The organism is Paenibacillus xylanexedens, assembly GCF_007676705.1.
GTDB classification, from domain to species: domain Bacteria; phylum Bacillota; class Bacilli; order Paenibacillales; family Paenibacillaceae; genus Paenibacillus; species Paenibacillus xylanexedens_C.
In genome coordinates, this window is record NZ_VEBF01000001.1 from 441,774 (window position 1) to 460,656 (window position 18,883).

At 46.7% G+C, this 18,883-nt stretch carries 13 protein-coding genes; 4 read left to right on the forward strand and 9 right to left on the reverse strand.

Annotated features, from left to right (window positions below):
- Nucleotides 1–10: 10 nt before the first annotated feature.
- The 3 genes from FS628_RS01750 (at nucleotide 11) to FS628_RS01760 (ending at nucleotide 2,905) form a co-directional block, all read left to right on the forward strand.
- Complete coding sequence (locus FS628_RS01750) at nucleotides 11–1,036, forward strand: fatty acid desaturase (RefSeq protein WP_145318138.1); 1,026 nt, start codon at nucleotides 11–13, stop codon at nucleotides 1,034–1,036.
- Between the two features lie 136 nt (nucleotides 1,037–1,172).
- On the forward strand, nucleotides 1,173–2,309 hold the full coding sequence (locus FS628_RS01755) for a sensor histidine kinase (protein ID WP_260870902.1): 1,137 nt from the start codon (nucleotides 1,173–1,175) through the stop codon (nucleotides 2,307–2,309).
- On the forward strand, nucleotides 2,306–2,905 hold the full coding sequence (locus FS628_RS01760; protein WP_145318141.1) for a response regulator transcription factor: 600 nt from the start codon (nucleotides 2,306–2,308) through the stop codon (nucleotides 2,903–2,905). The genes FS628_RS01755 and FS628_RS01760 overlap by 4 nt, the downstream gene beginning before the upstream one ends.
- 177 nt (nucleotides 2,906–3,082) lie before the next feature.
- Here the strand turns inward: FS628_RS01760 and FS628_RS01765 are convergent, their stop codons facing one another.
- The 7 genes from FS628_RS01765 to FS628_RS01795 all read right to left on the reverse strand — a co-directional run bounded on the left by FS628_RS01765 (nucleotide 3,083) and on the right by FS628_RS01795 (nucleotide 15,006).
- The gene (locus FS628_RS01765; RefSeq protein WP_145318144.1) at nucleotides 3,083–3,994 is read right to left on the reverse strand and encodes a hypothetical protein; all 912 of its coding nucleotides are present in this window, start codon (nucleotides 3,992–3,994) and stop codon (nucleotides 3,083–3,085) included.
- Nucleotides 3,995–4,074: 80 nt separating this feature from the next.
- The gene (locus FS628_RS01770; protein ID WP_145318147.1) at nucleotides 4,075–4,815 is read right to left on the reverse strand and encodes a polysaccharide deacetylase family protein; all 741 of its coding nucleotides are present in this window, start codon (nucleotides 4,813–4,815) and stop codon (nucleotides 4,075–4,077) included.
- 418 nt (nucleotides 4,816–5,233) lie between these two features.
- A complete protein-coding gene (locus tag FS628_RS01775) occupies nucleotides 5,234–5,737 on the reverse strand; it encodes a ferritin (RefSeq protein WP_145318150.1) in 504 nt (167 codons plus the stop codon).
- A gap of 239 nt (nucleotides 5,738–5,976) precedes the next feature.
- The gene (locus tag FS628_RS01780) at nucleotides 5,977–6,096 is read right to left on the reverse strand and encodes a hypothetical protein (RefSeq protein ID WP_017688846.1); all 120 of its coding nucleotides are present in this window, start codon (nucleotides 6,094–6,096) and stop codon (nucleotides 5,977–5,979) included.
- Nucleotides 6,097–6,195: 99 nt separating this feature from the next.
- The gene (locus FS628_RS01785) at nucleotides 6,196–6,453 is read right to left on the reverse strand and encodes a YolD-like family protein (RefSeq protein WP_036608707.1); all 258 of its coding nucleotides are present in this window, start codon (nucleotides 6,451–6,453) and stop codon (nucleotides 6,196–6,198) included.
- A gap of 154 nt (nucleotides 6,454–6,607) precedes the next feature.
- Nucleotides 6,608–8,299 carry a DUF11 domain-containing protein gene (locus FS628_RS01790; protein WP_145318153.1) on the reverse strand — a complete coding sequence of 564 codons (1,692 nt, stop codon included), beginning with the start codon at nucleotides 8,297–8,299 and terminating at the stop codon, nucleotides 6,608–6,610.
- Entirely contained in the window at nucleotides 8,296–15,006 is a 6,711-nt protein-coding gene (locus tag FS628_RS01795; protein ID WP_145318156.1) for a DUF7507 domain-containing protein, read from the reverse strand. Before FS628_RS01795 ends, FS628_RS01790 begins: the two co-directional genes overlap by 4 nt.
- 234 nt (nucleotides 15,007–15,240) lie before the next feature.
- Here FS628_RS01795 and FS628_RS01800 point away from each other — a divergent pair, with 234 nt between their 5' ends.
- Complete coding sequence (locus tag FS628_RS01800; protein ID WP_145318159.1) at nucleotides 15,241–16,359, forward strand: GGDEF domain-containing protein; 1,119 nt, start codon at nucleotides 15,241–15,243, stop codon at nucleotides 16,357–16,359.
- A gap of 137 nt (nucleotides 16,360–16,496) precedes the next feature.
- Here FS628_RS01800 and FS628_RS01805 read toward each other — a convergent pair whose 3' ends face one another.
- On the reverse strand, nucleotides 16,497–17,018 hold the full coding sequence (locus tag FS628_RS01805) for a hypothetical protein (protein WP_145318162.1): 522 nt from the start codon (nucleotides 17,016–17,018) through the stop codon (nucleotides 16,497–16,499).
- Between the two features lie 71 nt (nucleotides 17,019–17,089).
- A complete protein-coding gene (locus tag FS628_RS01810) occupies nucleotides 17,090–18,730 on the reverse strand; it encodes a sensor domain-containing diguanylate cyclase (protein WP_145318165.1) in 1,641 nt (546 codons plus the stop codon).
- Nucleotides 18,731–18,883: the final 153 nt, after the last annotated feature.

The window sequence follows — 18,883 nt, forward strand, 5'->3', positions numbered from 1 at the left end:
AGGACATCCAATGAGTAGAACCAAAGAGATGGCGCTAAAAAAAGAAATAACACCTTATGAAAAAAATGATCTCAGATTAAGTATCCGTCAGTTAATCAATACATTACTCCCGCTCGTGTTGCTATGGGCTGCCGCTTACTTTAGCTTATCAGTTTCCTATTGGTTAACCTTCCCGATTGCCCTCGTGGCATCCGGATTTGTACTGCGAACGTTTATCATTTTTCATGACTGCTGTCATGGTTCATTCTTCAAAAGTAAACGCGCCAACGACATTCTCGGCACCATAACAGGTGTATTAACCTTGACACCTTATCAACAATGGAAAGCCGAGCATTCCATCCATCACGCAACCAGTAGTAATCTCGACAAACGTGGTGTAGGCGATATTTGGGTCATGACGGTTGATGAATACAAAGCAGCTTCCCTTTGGGGTCGTCTGTTCTACCGGATTTATCGTAATCCGTTCGTATTGTTCTGCATCGGACCGATCTATGTATTCATACTGGCCTATCGCTTTAACCGCAAAGGTGCAAGACGTAAAGAACGCATTAACACTCACTTGACTACGGCCTTGATCATTGGGCTCTATGCCTTCATGTGCTGGTTAATCGGTTGGCAGGCTTTTGTTATGGTGCAAGCTCCTGTATTTTTCTTCTCCGGTTTCTTCGGGATCTGGTTGTTCTACGTTCAGCATCAGTTTGAAGAAACGTATTTTGAACATGAAGATGAATGGAGTTATGTAAAAGCAGCGGTTGAAGGCAGTTCTTATTATAAGTTGCCAAAATTGTTGCAATGGATCAGTGGTAACATCGGGTTCCACCATGTGCATCACTTGAGCCCGCGTGTACCGAACTATTTCCTGGAAGAGGCACATAATGCAACACCGCCTTTGCAAAAAGCAACGACCATTACACTGCGTTCCAGTCTGGTTGCCCTGCGCTTCCGTCTGTGGGACGAAGATTCCAAACAATTTATTAGTTTCAGACAGCTCAAAACCTCATCCCGCAAGCTTTTGTATAACCGCCAATTCGAGTAACTAATCCAGCGGGTCTGACAGAGAAGCCTTTACTCTGTCGGATTCGTTTTCTTGTATTCAGGCCAAAGTCATGCTACAGTCAGGCTAAGTTTGAGTACATTGCACGTTGAGGAGGAGAATTTCCATTCAAAAGTGGATGCAGATCTTTTATAAAAATACAGGGTTGAACCCTTATGTATGGCTTGTATTTTTCATCTTGCCCTTCTATTACATTTCACAATATTCCAAATTATGGACAATGGTAACCGGCATTGTGATCATTCTCGTCTTCTTCGTCTGTTATTTGCTTGCCTTCATCACCAAGGGTTGGCAAGTGTACATGTGGATTGGACTGCTTATTGCCATATCCATTACGATGACGATCGCCTATGATTATGCCTATTTCTCATTGTTTCTTGCTTTTTTTATTGGGAATATTAAAAATAAAGCCGGTTTCTTCACCCTCTATTCGGTGAATTTGGGAGCCAGTTTCCTGACCATTAATTATGGTTTCATCAATCAGAGTTCATTGCTCGTGAGTCAGTTCCCGTTTGTATTCATCAGCTTAATGGCCTCCATCCTGCTTCCGATTAGTACGTATAATAAAAATAAGACTGAACAATTGGAAGGCCAACTGGAGAATGCCAACAAACGACTGGATGATCTCGTGAAAATGGAAGAACGTCAGCGTATTGCTCGTGACCTGCACGATACTCTTGGGCAGAAGCTCTCACTGATTGGTCTGAAAACCGATCTAGCGAAGCGTTTACTCCGCAGTAATCCCGATCAGGCCGAGATTGAATTGAATGACCTCAGACAAACGGCAAGCACAGCTCTGAAGGAAGTACGCGAAATGGTAACAACCATGCGTGGTACCCAATTGGTCGATGAACTGTTCCGGGCAGAGCAGATTCTGAAGGCCGCTTCAATTGAATTTAGGCTGGAAGGCAATCCGAAGCTGCAAGACACATCGCAATTAAATGAAAATGTACTCGGCATGTGCTTGAAAGAAGCCGTCACCAATGTAGTCAAGCACAGTCAGGCCACGGTATGCACCATCACTATTAAAGAGACACAGTCTGATAACATTTTAACGGTTCAGGATAACGGTGTAGGCATAGAACGCACGCGCAACAAGGATCGACGCGGTACCGGCATTTTGGGTATGAAGGAACGGCTCGAATTTGTGAACGGTTGTCTGGATCTCCGCTCCGGAGCAGACAAAACAGACACACAACTCGTCATTCAGGTGCCTAAGCTGACACGCAAACCAATAAAGGAGGATGCAACATGATCAGCATTGTAATCGCCGAGGACCAACGCATGATGCTGGGCGCCTTGTCCTCCCTGCTTAATCTGGAAGAAGACATGCAGGTGGTAGGACAGGCAAGCAATGGAGAGGAAGCTCTGGCACTTGTCAGAGAACTGACCCCGGATATCTGTCTGATGGATATCGAAATGCCCGTCAAAAGTGGGCTGGAAGCGGCAGAAGAGATGAAAGGTTTGAACTGTAAAGTCATTATTCTGACCACTTTTGCCCGAACCGGCTATTTCGAACGTGCACTCAAAGGCGGTGTTCGTGGATACCTGCTCAAGGATAGTCCGATTGAAGAACTGGCTGAAACCATCCGCCAAGTCATGAGTGGCAGAAGAATCTTCGCTCCCGACCTGGTCGATGAGGCTTATGTAGAAGAGAATCCCCTGACGGAACGGGAGAATGCTGTTCTCGGCCTCATGGCAGACGGGAAGAACACGAAGGAAATTGCCGGACATCTCTTCATTACAACGGGCACAGTACGGAATTACATTTCCATTATTCTCAACAAGTTAAATGCCAGTAACCGCATTGAAGCCATCACTCGTTCCAAGGAAAAAGGGTGGTTCAAATGAAAGTACCGCTTTAACCCATTAAAACATAAGTAAGCACGTAAACCGGCTGCACAAGTCGTATAACATACTTTACAATAAAAAGCTTGGCCCAGTTAAACACTCCTGGGCCAAGCTTTTTTGTGTATTACAACATTCCAGCATTCATCTCAATTCAATTGCAGAATATCCGTGTAGCGCTCAAGATTTCACAGATACTGTCATACCAAGGGCTTCCAATGGTACTTGATCGGTCTTAAGCTGGTGAATTTTATTACCGTCCTGCCAAGAAATCGTTACATGAACAGACTTTCCACCAGTTGGATATTCCACCTTGATATACCCTTTATCTTTTGGTACAGGCAATGTATGTGACTCCAGATATTCCACCATTTTTTTCGCAATAGCCGGATTATTCATTTCATCTTCGGAAACCGAACGAATCTGTAACGTCCATCTACCTTCTTGCCAAGTCAGGTATTGACTTCCTGCCGCACCTTCACTCATACCTTGAATACCATGTCCCAGATCCACAGCCATATCGTTTGGAATGTCTTTCAGGTCCGTCTCAGGGAAAATTTCTGGCTGATCCGGGTCCTTATAGGTCTTCACTTCATAGGAAGCCAGTACAGGTACCTTGCTGCCAGATGCAGTTAACGATGCATCATTAATGGCAACAGGCTTAGTCGTAACGTAGAAGTTTACTTTAAACGCATCAGCAGTGTTAGACGGTATTGCCGCACTCAAATATGAGCCCTTCTCTAACGTAAAGGATGTGGGTAAAGATGCATTCTTTATCGTCAACTGATTACGAATTTGCTGAATTACCTCATTCACATCTGACTGACCCGTGGCAGCTTGGTTGTCATTCGCCTTCGATCCTGATGTTTCTTGACTATCCGTTGTGGTCGTGTTCTCTTGGGTTCCCGCTTCATTTTCATTAGAAAAATCAGCACCACCGCTTCCGGTCTGGGTCTGTTCGCCCACTGTCGTCGTTGGAGAAGAACCATTCTCTGATGACGCAGTACTCGAATCCGGTCCACCACACCCTGCAAGAGCGAGTAAAACGGCTGTCGTTACCGGAATGGTGATCCATAATGGTTGTTTCTTCATGATGTGCACCTCCTTAGTTGTGAGTTGTGTCCAGTGTGTAGTCCGGATCCATCTATGATCTGATCCACAGATTGAAGAGATTAACGCTTGTCGTTCCAGAAGTTGACCGGTTGCACTTTCTTGCTTAATACTTCAAAACGATACCCTTCTGCCTTCAATGTTTTCAATACTTGTGGCAGAACCTTCAACGTCGCTTCCTGGTCGTGCATAAGCACAACAGGCGTTGTTCCGCTCTTTTGCACATTGTGGATCTGCTTCATTACACTGTTATAGACTTTCTGATGATCCTTCTTGTATTTCCAATCTTCCGAATCCACATTCCAATCCCACAGATGGAATCCACCCTGACCAAGCAGTACATTACGGAACGCCGGCTTGAGGTATGGTTTACTGCCGTATGGCGTCCGAACGAGGCTTGTTTTAACTCCGGCAACCTTGTTCAGACTTGCATTGGCCTGTTGCATTTCTTTTAGTCCGCTATATGCGGATTTATAGAATTTGCCTGGAACATGAGTCACACCATGCAAGCCCAATCCATGTCCGTCAGCTACGATTCGTTTGGTAGCCTTCTGAAATTGCTCCATTTGAGGACCCAGCATGAAGAACGTTGCCTTCGCATGATATTGATCCAGAATATCGAGCAATTGACCCGTGTGAGCGCTTGGCCCATCGTCAAAAGTCAGGTATATGATTTTGGAACTCGCTTTGCTTGCGCTTTCCTTGGATGTAGCAGATTTGGCAGATACCGACTGCGGCAGTAATAGTGGAATGATCAATAGAATTGCAAGTGTGACCATGATAGATTTACGAATATGTAGCATAATTAAAAGTCTCCCTTATGTGTTATATTTCCCCGGGTGTCCATGTTTTTCTACCTTCATCCCTTGGCGATTAATCCTAATACTATCAAAGATAGCGTCTCCTGTTCTCGTTTCAAAGGCTACGGTAGAGTTACACTTTTGTCAGATAAACCTAAAATTTAATACGAATTTGATAGATTTGAGCAAAATAAAGGTCCCGCCAGGATAGATCAATTGTGACATATCCTCTATTACCCACATTCAGGATTTTGATAGACTTTTGCTCCAATTCAAGCTATTCAAACCAATAACGAAAAATTTTCGCATGCAAAAAAAGCTTGCACAAGTGCAAGCTTTATCGTCTTCAATCAGCATATGGTATCATGCTGTATGTAAATGGTCTTCTATCACTGGAATCTTCTCGACTCCCTTACGTTAGTTATTCAGCAGGAGCAACGAAAGAACGTTTGCCGAACTCGGCATCCAGCATGTAGAATGCATTGCTGTCTTTTTCGATCCGGCGCAGCTTCTGAATAATGTTGTCAAACAACGCTTCTTCTTCAACCTGCTCATCAATGAACCATTTCAAGAAATACATCGTCGCGTGCTCACGTTCATTCAAGGCGATGTCAGCCAGATTATAGAATTTTTTCGTGTTTTGCTGCTCGTGAGCATAACCATGCTCAAATACATCCAGCATCGAAGCATATTCATTCTTCGGTTCTGGCAGAGCCGCAAGTGTGGCACGTTGTCCACGATCATTCAGGAATTTGTATATTTTCATGCCATGGAATCGTTCCTCTTCCGCCTGTACGATGAAGAAGTTCGCGAATCCATCCAGACTTTTGCTGGAACAATATGCTGCCATAGCCAGATATACATGAGCAGAATAAAACTCAAAGTTCATCTGTTCATTTAAAGATTCTGTTAACTCTTTACTCATAATCCAAACACCTCTTTCTTTCTCTAGGGATGGTTATATTCTAACATAACGTCAGCAGGACTTACACCGATTTTCTACAAAATTCGCCAATGACTGAATACATCTCCTGGGCCGTACTGTATCCCGTTCTTATCGTAATTATCTATGGCATATTCAGTCGCAAACATCCATCCAAGATCTGAAATAAAAAAGCTCTGCCAAGGTGGCAGAGCTTCTTTCAACCATTTTGAATGCTACAATTATACCAAGAACGCTTTGGAGATGATAACCAACAGGATGAACAGAACCAGAATAGCACCTACAGAAGTGAAACCTCCGTAGCCGTAGCCTCTTGTTTCTCCACCTAATACTTCGCTCATTGACCGTACCTCCTCTGCAACAGGTATGGGTTATCTTATGCAGGAAGAACGACTTTGACAGGGCGGATGCCCTAATTATTCAAATGCTGTTCATTTCGTTTAGTACCGTGGAGATTGTACTCGCATGATATCCAGAAAAGGTACCTTTGCCGTGAACTCTTCTTCTGTATACTCTACATGAACGAGTCTTGTACGAGAGTCCATTTTGACGATGACTCCTTGCACCTGATCTTCTTTGCCCCATACCGTCAACAGTACTTCCGAACGTTCACGAAAGGCTTCAACCAGCTGATTTCCCAACTCTTCAAGTTCAAACTCATCCCGTGTAGGTCTTTTTGCTACTTTTGCTTTTGCCAATGTGGCTGCCTCCTCTACTCCGACGTCCCGATTCCACGGGTTGATTGCCGAGTTCATATTCAATTAGTATACCATTCATTTACGTTCGTGTAATGTCATGGAACCCCATATTGAGCAAATTCTTCAGGCAAGTTACCGTTAACCGTGATACCTCCTATTCTTCTCCAGACTCCACAATGATGCTGTACTCATTCGATCGAGTTTCGCCAGCCCGTTTTTGTCCATTCCATTCATAAGTGTACCGAGCAATCAAGGCTCCTTGCAGCGTCCCCGTCTTCTCAGAAGCTAACTTCGCTACATAGGAGATGTTCCTTTCCGTGCCAGGCTCAATCTCCCCCACATGCAGAACCCGTGGTGTGGAATACTCTGGTATGCTCCATTGGATCTCACCCGTAGCTTGCCCAAGCCATCTGGCACCCTCTGGTAAAATGCTCCCTAGTTGTACGCGTGCCGGCCAATTGCCCGTATTCACCACACGCACGTCAAACGTGACTGTGCCTCCCTGCTCGACTAGTGTCGGTACTACTTGAACATATGCTTGGATTATCGGTGTCTTCAACTCGACGACAGCTTCATTGGATATAATCATCCGCTGCACTGTCCGTGAATCCGGCAACCGAAATGTATACATCAGGCTAGCATGATTCACATATCTGTAGTGATCAGGGATTAATTCGCCTCGTTCTGCAAGGGTTGCCTCGAACTGAATATTCAGAACAGACCGGGCCGTCAATGTCCCCAGATTAAGCCCTCTGGTCAGATTGGCTGCAGGGCGTTTAACCCCATTCCAGCCCAGACTGCCTTCTACGAAGGTCATTCCTGCTGGTAATACGTCCACCAAGGTTCCATCCACCGCATAGCTGCTTGCATTCGAGACGGTAATATTATATTGGACGGCATCTCCTAATGTGGCCGTGACCGGGAGTACACTTTTGACCACAGAGATCTGAGGTTGAATCACTTCCAGGGTAACATCATTGGAGTAGATGGTCTCCTGCTTGCCTGCGGAGATATACTTTAGTACAGCTACGCTGGATATTCCGTTCGTTTCACTTCCCCCTACAACCTGAACCCTGTATTGAATCCGAACGGCAGTTCCGGGCTCAATCTGCCCCAGCTCTATTCCCGTATCAGGTGTTACTTGAGGTGCGAACATCTCATTTACAATGACACTCGCAGGTATGAAAGCAATCCCTTGAGGCAAAGCAATCGTTACTTGGGCATTCGTCGCTGCAATAAAACCCGGATTACTCACGATGACCGTATACATGACAATGTCCCCTGAAAAGGTATGGATATGATCTGCCTGCAAGGAGATCTCCAGCCGAGATGAGACCAGATCGACCTCCACTATATTGGATTGTTCAACACCCGTAACCGTTCTGCCTTCCGGTGTCAAAAACTCATAGTTAACCTGTGCCTGATTCAGCAGCTTCAGTGCCGCGGGTAAACGCAAAATTACAACTTGGAAGTGGTATCGCAACATGCCTCCCGGCGCGATCTCTGCCGGAGGCAATCCCCTCTCCGGCGATGCTCCTGGTAACGGAATACCATCACGCAATACACTGTTGGGAAGCAGTGACGTCTCTGCAGATAGCCGATCCAAGAGGTGTACTACAACCGGAAGATTTCCAGAGTTACCAATTTCAATACGGTAGACAAGAGACTGCCCCAAGGCAGCCTCTGTGACATTGCACACTTTTCTGACTTCAACCCTGGGGCCGATCCACGGTGTTACAACCGTATTCGAATAGGATACCTGTTCCAGTTCAGTCGCACCCGAGCTGAATCGAACCAGGGACTGATTCTTTAGCCAGTGGGACAACGGACCGGAAGATTGATTCATATCACCACAACCTCTACTCTGAATGTAACCGTAACTGAAGCACCCGCTGCAATCGAACCAAGCGTGATGCCTGTATTCGGATTGCCTGTTGGTCTTGGCACGCCATCCACCGTAACGCTTCCTGGAACAAATACCGTACCGACAGGTACCGGGTCAACCATAACCACATTATTGACCACTTCAATGCCGCTATTCGTTACAACAATCGTATAGGTAATCACGTCACCGACAACGGCATCAATTGCACTTGTGCTTTTGACAACAGTTACATTTGGTGCAGATACCGGAATAACTAGAACATTGGAGGATACAGTCCCCGTCAACACACGTCCATCTGGTGGACTGAATGTATAATTGGCCACCGCCTGGTTGGTCAGCTGCTGATCCTGCGGCAACGAATCCACAGTAACTTCGAGGGTAACCGTTACAATAACGGAACCTCCTGGCGGTATGGTACCCACAACGATACCTGTCTCTGGATTGGCACCTGGCTGTGGAATACCATCAATCAGAACACTGTTAGGAAGAAGTACAGCTCCATTCGGTATATTGTCCGTTAATGTCAAATTGGCAGCAAGATTCCCACTATTGATAATTGCAAAAGAATAGGTGATGGTGTCACCAATCGTTGCATTGGAGGTACTCCCCGTTTTGGTTACAGCAATAATCGGCTGATAGATTGGTGTTACAACCGTATTGGAATACGCTGCTCCCGAGAAGACACCCGATGTGAAACTTACGGAAGATTGACTGCTCACTTCCGGTGGTGTTGGCAGTGTATTGACCAGCACTGCATACGATACCGCTATTGATGCTCCAGGGGCTAAACTACCAAGGGCTATGCCCAGCGCCGGGTTTGCCGAGCCCCGTGGAACACCATCTACCAGGACGCTTCCAGCAACAAATGTTACGGCCGGACTGATGGGATCGGTTAACACAATATTGTTTACAGGGTCAATTCCTTCATTGGTCACAACCATTTCATACACAATCGTGTCACCCACCACGGCATCGACTACCGAAGCCGTCTTGACTACACTCACGTTCGGAGCAGATACCTGGATGTTGAGTTGATTGGACGTGATACTACCTCCCAGTGTTCTTCCATCAGGCAATGTATAAGAATAGGTCGCAGAAGCCTGATTGGTTATGGACTGGCTCAAAGGTAACGTCACAATTACGACGGAGAAGGTAACCACGGTTGTGGTGGAAACAACACCAAGCGGAATGCCCGAAGCCGGATCGGCACCCGGTGCAGAAGCCCCGTTAATAATAACGCTATTCGGTACAAGTTCTGTTCCTGCCGGTATGGTATCGGTCAACGTGACAGACGCCCCATAGTTCCCGGCATTGGAGATAGCGATGCTGTATACAACGGTATCTCCTACCGTAGCTATCGTCTGATCTCCCGTTTTGACTGCCGACAGAATAGGTTGATAGACCGGAGTTGTAACCGTATTGGAAAATGTGGTTGCTGAGAAAGCGCCTGATGTAAAGCTGACTGTGGACTGATTGTTTAACACTGCACTTGCCGGGAGTGCTGTAACCTGCACACTAAATACAACGGTTACGGTAGCTCCAGGTGCGATGGAACCAAGCGTTATTCCCGTAGAAGGATTGGCGTCAGGGCGCAGAACACCATCTACAAACACGCCGCTTGGCGCAAGAACGGTACTTGTCGGCACTGCATCCGTGAAAACCACATTGTTGACTGTTGCAATTCCGTTATTGGTTACAGCGATGTTATACGTTACGACATCACCAACTGATACAGCCGTCGAGGTTGTGGATTTGACCACATCGACATCCGGTGCCGATACGGTAATAGTCAGCACATTGGACTGAACGGACTCCGTGATGTTTCGCCCATCCGGCAATGTATATGATAGAGCTACCGAAGCCTGATTCACCAGTTGTTGCGGACTTGGCAGCGTATCAACAACTACTGAAAAGGTAATGGTGGTCGTAGCTCCGGGAGCCACATTGCCTGCGGGGATGCCCGTTGCTGGATCTCCTGCTGGCAGCGGTTGACCGTTCACAATAACGCTATTTGGAACAAGGATGGTTCCGGCTGGAAGGTTATCTGTCAGGTTAATCTGGGCTCCAAAGTTTCCCTGATTGTTCACGGTTATCGTGTAACTGACGGTATCCCCAACGGTAGCATTTTGTGTACTGGCTGCTTTTTGTGCTGAAAGAATAGGCTGGTACACCGGAGTGACCACGGTATTTGAAAAGGTTGTGCTTGAGAATGTACCTGAGGTAAAACTGACCGTAGAGCGATTGCTCAACTGATCACTTGGCGGGATCGCGTCGACACGGATACTGAATGTGACCGTCGCGGACGTTCCGGGCCCCAATGTACCAAGGGGTACCCCACCTGCCGGATTGGCTCCGGGTTGTGCAACCCCATTCACTGTGACACTCCCTGTAACAAAGGAGGCTCCAGCTGGAATCGGGTCTGAAAACTGAATATTGTTCACCGGTGCAATTCCGCTGTTGGTCACCAGAATGGAATAGGTCACCGTATCGCCTACCGTAGCCGCAGTGGAAACTGTACTTTTGACAACAGCGACGTTTGGTGACGAGACCGGGAACGTGAGTGTATTCGATGTGGCTGAGCCAGTCAACGTCCGCCCATCTGGAGGTGTAAATGTAAAAGATGATGTAGCAAAATTGCTAAGCTGCTGTGGAGATGGAAGTGAATCCACAACAACGGCAAACGTGACAACAGCCGTCGCTCCCGCGGCTACAATGCCTACCGGAATGCCTGCTGCCGGCGTCGATCCAGGCTGTGGCACACCGGATACAACCACACTGTTGGGTACAAAAGTAGTCGCAGCAGGAATGGTATCTGTCACGGTAACATTTGCCTCGAGATTGCCTGTGTTGCTGACCGTTACTGTGTATACAACCGTATCACCTACGGTTGCATTGGCTGTGTTCGCCGTTTTGACAAGTGAAATCTGCGGTTGTATGACCGGAGTCTGTGTTGTATTGGACGATGATGACCCCGAAAATGAACCGGATGTGAAACTGACCGTCGACTGATTGTTAATCTGCGAAGGGATCGGCATGGTAATCGTCACCTCAAAAGTTACGGTAACCTCGGCTCCTGGAGCCAACGTACCGATTGGAATGCCGGCGGTCGGATTGGAGAGCGGGAACGAAGTCCCGTTCACAATGACACTTCCGGGTACAAATGGGGTATTTGAAGGAAGAGGATTGACATATACCACATTATTAACGGCTACTGTGCCGTTATTACGAATAACAGATGTGTATCGAATGACATCCCCGACTACGCCGTACTCTACATTGTCACTGTTGACAATCGTAACATTGGGCAGAGACACTGGAATAGTGATGGTGTTCGATGACGAGAGACCGGCAACCGTTCTCCCACTTGGAAGCGTGTAGGCAAACGAAGCAACCACCTGATTCATTAACTGCCTTGCATCTGGCAAACTGGTAACTGTCGCAACAAACGTGACCGTTGCACTGGAGCCAGCGGCAATCTCTCCTAGACTGATTCCCGTCTCCGGGCTAACCCCAGGTGTAGGTACGCCATTAATAATGACACTATTCGTACTGAATAATGCTCCTGCTGGAATGGGATCTGTCAAAGTAACCGTCGCGGCAATATTTCCTGTATTGTTAATCTCGATGGTGTAATTATAGGAATCGCCTACCGTCAGACTCGTTGTACTTGCTGATTTCACCACTTGCATCACGGGCAGGAATACAGGTGTATTTACCGTTATGGAAGAAGAAACACCATTAAAACTGCCTGACGTAAATGCTGCATTAGCCCGGTTACTAACCGAACCTGTGGATGGAACGGAATTCACTCTGGTCTGATAGGTCACAGTTATACTGTTTGAACTATTCAATGTACCCACTGCAATTCCCGTAATAGGGCTTGCGTTTATAACAGCAGTTCCATTGATCGTGACACTACCCGAGACAAATTCCGAGCCGGATGGTGCATCTGAAATCACCAGATTTTGTACAGCACTAATTCCAGCGTTTGTTGCAACAACGGTATACGTAAGCACATCTCCTACTGTCGCATCCGGAGTGTTTATTGTTTTACTAATAGAAATATTGGGAGCCGATGCAGGTATACGAACGATATTGGATAAGCTGCTGCCTGAGAGATTCCGTCCACTTGGAAGCTGGTACGTATAACTGGCAGTCCCTTGATTCTCCAGTGTCGGCGGAGTTGGGATGGTGGTGAGAGTAGCGCGAAACCCCACTGTGGCAGTAGCCCCTGGCAGGAGACTGCCCAGCGCTATTCCGGTTAATGGGCTGGTTCCAGGACGCCCAGTACCATTCACGGTTACCGAATCCGGGACAAATGTCAGCCCTGTCGGAATCGTATCAGTCACGTTCACTTGGGTCGCTATGTTCCCACTGTTCGTTACCACAAGTGTGTAGGTAAGCTGATCCCCCAGTGTCGCATTGGTTTGGCTCGCCGACTTTGTGATGCCGATAACCGCTTGGTATACAGGGGTTGTAATCGAGTTGGAGTTGGAAATGCCCGTGAACGAACCCGAGCTATAGGACACTACCGCGCGATTGACTAACGAACCCGAAGCAGGCATGGACTGCACATTCACCTGAAACGTCACTGTCGCAGAACTTCCGGCTGCCAATGTTCCTATAGAGATTCCACTGCTCGGATTAGCAGAGGGTACGACAGTCCCCCTTACAGTCGTACTGCCGGAAACAAATGTTGCTCCAGCAGGTAGAGCATCTGTGAGTACCACATTGTTAATCACTTGGATGCCGCTATTGGTGGTCACTACGGTGTACGTGAACGTTTCCCCGACAGCAACATCGGTAACGGATGCTGATTTTACCGTGGTCACATTGGGCAATGTTACCGGGATCGTTAAGGTATTCGAGGCGATGTTTCCCGTGATTGTCCGACCATCAGGTGAATTGAAGGAATAAGAAGCCGTAGCCTGATCCACCAGCGTAGGAGGTGTGGGCAAACTTGTTACAAGTACCTGAAAGGTCACGGTATTTGCACTTCCTGCCGCGAGGCTCCCCAGGTTAACGCCGGTAACCGGATTGGCGCCAGCAATCACATTTCCATTCAGCCGAAAGCTGCCTGCTACATATGAGCTACCACTTGGAATGTTATCCCTCAATGTAACGTTGGCAGCAACATTCCCTCCGTTGTTCACCTGGATTGTATAAGTTACCAGATCACCCACCGTGGCATTAGTTGTACTCGCTGACTTCACAAGGGACAGGTTGGGTGAATATACAGTAAGGGTGGAATTATTAGACGGAATAACCCCTGTAATGATCGGTCCCCCTGCTACACTTTGAAATGTAAAGGCTGCATTGGCCGAATTCACCAGCTGCAGGATGTTTGCATCCTGACCGATGAGGGCTCGATAGGTTACAACGACACTGCTGGATAAACTTAATGAACCGAGCGGAATGCCTGCGGTCACATCGAGGGTTGGGCGGGGTATGCCAGCAACCGTGACACTGCCTGGAATAAAGGTAAGACCTGCAGGAAGTGAATCGGATAAGACTACACTGGCTGCACTCGCAGTACCTGCATTGGTGACGGTAACCGAATATAGAATACTATCCCCGGCAACTGAACCTGCGGCGACCGTTGCCTTAGCCAATGTAATCTTGGGCGCATTAATATCAACTTGAATCGCATTGGCGTTGACAATGTAGGCATCTCCCGATGTGGTTAACGTCAACACCGCAGACGACTGGTTGTTGATCAGTCTTGCCGACACATCCACATTGGTAATATCCCAGCCTTGACGTCCACCGATAATATTGGTGCCTGGAGCACCATTGGTCTGATTTCGAGTACCGAAAGTACCTGTTGTATTAAGCGCTCCGGTATCTCCATTGATCTGAGATGCGAAAAAGTTCGCAGCCAGGTTGTTCGGTCCCGATAAGGCCACTGATGTTGCAGAGGTTGGTCCGAACAAAGCCTGATCTCCTGTACGATTCGCGTCGCCTTCCTGTGCACTGAATAGTGCTCTTCCTCCGAGTGCACCGGAGAGGGGAGTTGCGAATCCAGACAATGTGGTAACAACGGGTGGAGAAGTCGATTGGACAAGGACGGCGCCAGCACGTAATGACATGTTCCGAAAAGGAAGATTCGGATTCTGATAAATAACGCCTAGTGTCCATCCGGCATGATTCGCTGTGGAATCATTCGTTATCACAATCGTTCCCACGACTGATCCGGTAATATATGTACCTGCTCCCCCATTTTGTACAAGTGTTGTGACATTGGCTGAACGTACATATCCTGCCGCATTGTTCCCAAGATCGAACTGATTGTAGGTTGCCGGATCAGGTGTAACGCTGAATGAACCCGCTGGAGTGATCAACGTTACCGGATTGTTGATCGCAGCACTCAGATTGACCGATCCATTGATATAACTTCCGCCCCAGATTAATTCCGCATATAGTATGGTACTCCCCGCAGGAAGAACAAGGATCGCAGCGGAACTATTACTCTGGTACAAGTTCGTTGTTCCCAGCGGATACGTTCCGAAACGCACATCCGCATTGACAGTCGAAAATGCCCCAATGCTATCCTGTGTACCAGGCACTCCTAACGTTTCGGAGCGGCTTAGTCCGAGTGTATTACCAGTAAACGTAATTGCTCCCGTAGCATTGACGGATGAACGAACGACAAGAGGAATGGAATTCACCTCCCCTTCAGCAAGAATTACAATCCGATGGAACGGAGCCTTATAAGAGTCTATGAAGGTCCATTCAAAATTTGTATGTCCCTTCTCGGAAAGTTTTTGTCCTCTCTGTAATATTATGTAAGCTTAGTTCTCATGCTACGAATATAATGATTTGCGTTTTGTTCATCGTGAATTATAATCATCATATACGAGAGTAATTCTGTCGTATCATTATGATGCAGTTAGCGGTGATATATGAAGAGTTTCAATACCCACAATAGCCACATTCCAACAGAATACGAATTCAAACATTCCAAATGGATCAAAAAAATGCTTTATGCCTACTGGATTGTCATTATTGCACATTTAGCCATTCAGATTGGCTGTTTCCTGTTTCTGGAGTATGATCGCACGCCTGCAGATTTCATAATAAATGTCCTGTTTTGGCCTACTGCGATCAGCAGTGCTTGTATTTTGATCGCGAGTTGGATTGATCGTCGTTTTAGTTCATTTTCCTTCTATGCCATGTCTGTAGCCAGTACAGTTATCGCCTGGACAATTATTCATGTCAACTATGACATTCGGATTATATTAGCGATCTGCCTGTTACCCATCTTCGCTTCGGTGCTGTTCTTCAGTAAAAAGAGAGTCTGGATTGTCTTCCTGATGCAGATGACGGGTTACTTCCTGGTTCTGTTCGATCCAGTCTACCGACTATATCTATCTTCATTTGACATGGTATCCATTCCGGCTTTTCTAATTCTAAGTACATATGTAGCGCAGGTTATCGTAACCAGTGGAGTCGAGGTGCTCGACGATCTTCAAGCCAGCATGCTTGCCAAGCAGGATCTTATTGTGCGAAATGCCATTATGACCAAACAGTCCAAAACAGATGGTTTAACCAACCTCTATAACCAAAGCTCCTTCAAGGATTATTATGAAAAAGCATTTGAGTACGCCAATAGTGGCATGAGTCTGCATCTGGCCCTGATCGATATTGATGATTTCAAATCCGTTAATGACACATATGGTCATCGGGTTGGAGACATTATTCTCGAAAAGGTGTCATTGATTATTCAGGAGAACATTACCTCAAGTGACATAGCAGCACGGTATGGGGGCGAAGAGTTCGCCTTATTGATGTTTGAGCAGTCTTTCGAGCAGGCCTACGCTCTGGTGGAACAGATTCGTCAGAAGATTGCCCTGATGGGCCATCTGGAACTTGAAGGAGCTTCCATTACGGTGAGTATTGGCCTCAAAAGCTACAGTCCCAACCTAAGCAAAGACAAGTTGTTTGAGGAAGTGGATGCCTGTCTGTATGCAGCCAAACGAACGGGTAAAAATAAAACCGTAACGTCCCTTGACCTGACATAGCTCTTCTTGAAAAAACATCAAAAAAAGTTGTGCTGTACACCGAATTTACGGTTGTACAACACAACTTTTTTTGGGTTTGCTTATGATCAATAGCCGATTTTCTCCCTAAATCTATACTTACAACTATGTCTGTATCATCATTCCGCCCATTCCCAGCGATGGCGATTTTGTTCCAGCCTTGGATGCAGATCTTCAGACGATCCGTCGATGATCAGACGCAGTTCCTTGATCCAATCCTTAAAGGAATCGAACGAAGCGAACAGATTCGCCATCTCCACTGTCATATACAGAAAATGAGGAGCCGGGTATTCCGCAGTAATATGGCGTAGCGCGCTATCCACAGGCGTATATTTCTTTCTCTTGCCCTCCAGACCTTCCACACGTATGCGTAAGGTTGGATGTTCCCGCCGCCAATCATGCAGGCGGTCTTCTCTTTTGTAATATGCCTGAATCGGATCCCGGCTCATCCGCTTATATGTGCTTTCGTGTAATGGATATAGCACGAGTTGTATAAATGAACGAGTATCTACCGTTGCAGCGGCTCGTTCAAGTTGTTCATCGGTCACATGTTCAAACGAGTCATAAAACGTCAGTGTCCCTTTATGGCTGGCCGCAGGCGGCTCAAACCCATAAGGTACCGATGCATATTTTCCAGACATTTCATTCCTCCTTGTCTATACACAGAATCATACAAAGGTGATTGGAATCACTCAGCTAATACTATTATATGCTAACTCCCCTGCTTCAACTCGGAATAAAATGTCATTCTATTCTTGCCTGCACGTTTCGATTCGTACAGAGCTTCATCCGCCATCCGGATAATCTCACTTGGGTTGCCGCTGTTGGTCGGATATTCAGCCCCTCCGATACTACATCCAATCTGAATTCGCTCGTATTCAATAATAAACGGCTTGTTCAGGCTTTGAATAATCGCTTCTGCATAAGCGCTGGCTTCCTCCTTCGGATGATTTCCAACAGAGCGAAGTACAATCAGGAACTCATCTCCGCCCAAGCGAACCGTTATGCCCTTCTCCTGACCAAGAGCTGACAGACGCTGGGCCACTTTCTGTAGCAGAACATCTCCGACCTGATGTCCAAGTGTATCATTGACACGTTTGAATCCATCCAGATCCAGATAGAGAAAAGTCAGCGTATGATTTTCACTTTCGGTCTCCAAAGACTCTTCCAGATACACTTCAAGTGCAGTACGATTTGGCAGACTGGTCAACTGATCAAAATGTGCCAGATTCTGCATCACGACCAGCTCCGAGTCTTTATTCACAAGAGAGGTCACCATATCCCGAAGGGAACGGGACAACACTTCGATTTCCTTAATCCCTTTATTCTCGGGAATCTCAAGAGCGTCTCCTACTCGCAGTCGATTGGCTACTCTGGTGAGACGCACTATTGGGGCAGAGATCAGACGAGAAACAAACCAGCCAATAAGTGCAAATAGCAAGGTGACAGCAAGCCCTGCCCACACATTAAACCACATCAGATCAAATACAGAGGCAAATGCAGTAGACTTGACTTGACGAATGACTACGGTCCATCCTAATCCGGGATAATCCAGGTGACCTTGGCTGTAGGCAAAACCTGTGACATAGTCATTTCCATCAGGCCATTTTTCAATGGACCAACTGCTTTTGTTAAGCTGAGCCTCTGCGATACCGGGTAACATGAGCGGTTTACCGATCCATTCCTTAGGCCCCAGCAGTACCATATGTTCATTTTTGCTCACGATAAAGAACTCAATGTCCTTTTCCTCCCGCTTGAGCGGAGCAAGCACTGATTCCTCGACTTCCTTCGTCCAGGCCCAGCTTAAATGTGCAGCGAGCACACCTTGAATATGACCTTTGCTATCCTTTAAGGGAAAACTGATATCAACGAATTGTAACGGCTCCCCCGTTGGATTCGGAAGCAGCTTGGCAAGAAGCACTGCATTATGCACATCTCCAATAAATTTACCCTTAATTCCCTCCTGATACACAGGTCTCTCCGATAAATTTTCACCAATCAAGATCCCATTCGTCGCGGCTAAAACTTTTCCTTTGGGGTCCATGAATCCAACCCATGAAAAAGAGGGAAAGCTATCTTGTAACTGATCGAGCAACATCTGAATCTCCGCAGGTATAAATCCATCTTCGAGTGCAGCCATTCGGCCCAGCAGGTCCAGCTCGCCAGCGCGAGCGGACATGAACCGATCCAGCTTGTCTGATGCCTGCGAGGCCGTGCCTGTAAGGGAGTGACCAATCTCTGTCTCTACAGCAACGAATGACATTTGGCTAAAAATAGACCCAATCGTCAGGGTAACCAGCAAGGATAAAACAGCGAAGATGACAGTGAGCACAGTTCTGATTTTGAATGACATTATTTCCTCCATTACACGGTGAAACCATCTTGCTTCTCAACATAACTATGCTGCAAACGGTACACGGGATGTCACCTAATCGTTTTCATCTTTATCGGAACTTCTGTGTTTTTTTATTATACATATCCATACAATATTATACTGAAATCTTCA